Origin of the sequence: Pseudomonas sp. BS-2016, assembly GCF_001806145.1 — a bacterium.
Classification (GTDB): domain Bacteria; phylum Pseudomonadota; class Gammaproteobacteria; order Pseudomonadales; family Pseudomonadaceae; genus Aquipseudomonas; species Aquipseudomonas lundensis.
Window position 1 is genome coordinate 1 of record NZ_MLCT01000059.1, and the last position, 1871, is coordinate 1871.

A 1871-nucleotide genomic window follows, 5' to 3' on the forward strand; every position below is an offset into this window, starting at 1 on the left:
AATAGCTGACCCAGCGCCAGCCATCGAACTCCGGTTTACCGGTCAAATCCATCCGCACCCGCTGCTCGTTGGAGATCAGGCGCAAAAGAAACCATTTCTGCTTCTGGCCGATGCACAGCGGTTGGCTGTGGGTACGCACCAGGCGTTGCGGCAAACGATAGCGCAACCAGCCACGGGTACAGGCCAGAATTTGCACATCTTCGCGCTCAAGGCCGACTTCTTCGTTCAACTCACGGTACAAGGCGTCTTCAGGGGTTTCGTCGGGGTTGATTCCACCTTGAGGAAACTGCCAGGCATCTTGGTTGATTCGGCGAGCCCATAGCACCTGTCCGGCATCATTCGTCAGAATAATGCCGACATTAGGACGGAAACCATCGGGGTCGATCACGGCAACAACCTCGCAAACGCATGTCGTCGCATTGTTCCACAAAGGTTGTTCCAGCGGCAACGAGGCTTCTTACCTTATGTGCACTCTTGTGAAAAGACCGTATTCTGGACGCCTTTTTACAGACTTTTCAGCGAGTAACTGCAATGCGCCTGGCTTTATTCGACTTGGACAATACCCTTCTGGGCGGTGACAGCGATCACGCCTGGGGCGATTACCTGTGTGAACGCGGGATTCTCGACGCGGTAGCCTACAAGGCCCGCAACGACGAGTTCTACCAGGACTACCTGGCCGGCCGGCTGGATAACGCCGCCTACTTGAACTTCTGCCTGGAAATCCTCGGCCGCACCGAGATGGCCCAGCTGCACGCCTGGCACAACGACTACATGCGCGACTGCATCGAGCCCATCATGCTTCCCAAGGCCGTTGAACTGCTGGCCAAGCACCGCGCCGCCGGTGACAAGTTGGTGATCATCACCGCCACCAACCGCTTCGTCACCGCGCCGATTGCCGCCCGCCTGGGCGTCGAGACTCTGATCGCCACCGAGTGCGAAATGGTGGATGGCCGCTATACCGGGCGCAGCACCGATGTGCCGTGCTTTCGCGAGGGCAAGGTGACACGTTTGAACCGCTGGTTGGAAGAAACCGGGCACAGCCTGGAAGACAGCTACTTCTACAGCGACTCGATGAATGATTTGCCGTTGCTGGAGCAGGTGACGCACCCGGTGGCAGTGGATCCGGATCCGAATTTGCGCGCGGAGGCTGAAAAGCGAGGCTGGCCGGTGATTACACTGCGCAGCTGATAATGCTATCGCAGGCAACCCAGCTCCCACATTTTGACCCTGTTCTCATGTTGGAATCCGGTCAAGTGTGGGAGCTGGCTTGCCTGCGATGAAGCCAACGCGGTTTCAAACAGGCTTGGCGCCCATGAGCCCTGCAATCGCCACAAACCCCACCAGGCTGACCACCGCCAGCACCAGGGTGAAATTCAGGCTCCCGCCCTCGCCCTTGCGCAGCCGATTGAGCCGCGCCACCAGCCAGAACCAGGCCAGCGCCGCCACGGTGTAGAGGATGCTGGAGCCCAAGATCCAGGTTTGCCCCAATGGCCAGCCGAGCAGGTGCACCAGCCACCAGCCGGTGAAGGGCATGCTCACCAGGCAAATCCCCATCAGCAGCCATATAAATGCCCAGGGGCGCTGCACGGTCGCGGCCGGGCCGGCGCTGCGTTTACGCCACGCCAATACGGCCAGGCCGAGGCCGCTGAGCAGCAGCAATACGGTGGCGGTGATGTGGATCACCTTGAGGGTAGTCAGCGTTTCCATGGTCTCTATTCCTTATAGGCCGCTCAGTCAGCGTAGTCGCTCAACCGAGGAACAGCTGGTAAGCCGGGTTTTCGCTTTCATCCCAGTACGGGTAACCGATTTGCGCCAGCGCGGCAGGCACCAGGTGGCGCTCGTCCGCCGGTACTTGCAAGCCCGCCACCACT

3 protein-coding genes and 1 pseudogene are annotated in these 1871 nt (G+C 59.7%); 1 reads left to right on the plus strand and 3 read right to left on the minus strand.

Translation table 11 applies throughout. From position 1 onward, the window contains the following. Positions 1–388, minus strand: a 388-nt coding sequence (locus tag BKD70_RS22170) for an RNA pyrophosphohydrolase (protein ID WP_070415405.1), incomplete at its 3' end; no start/stop codon positions are given. A gap of 143 nt (positions 389–531) precedes the next feature. Between BKD70_RS22170 and BKD70_RS22175 the strand changes: the two genes are divergently transcribed. Then, positions 532–1188, plus strand: coding sequence for an HAD family phosphatase (locus BKD70_RS22175; RefSeq protein ID WP_070415404.1), 657 nt, complete (start codon positions 532–534; stop codon positions 1186–1188). Positions 1189–1293: 105 nt separating this feature from the next. Here the strand turns inward: BKD70_RS22175 and BKD70_RS22180 are convergent, their stop codons facing one another. Beyond that, entirely contained in the window at positions 1294–1707 is a 414-nt protein-coding gene (locus tag BKD70_RS22180) for a DUF2269 family protein (protein ID WP_054917042.1), read from the minus strand. Positions 1708–1747: 40 nt separating this feature from the next. Further along, positions 1748–1871, minus strand: a pseudogene (locus BKD70_RS24525) (threonine dehydratase); the annotation flags it as partial.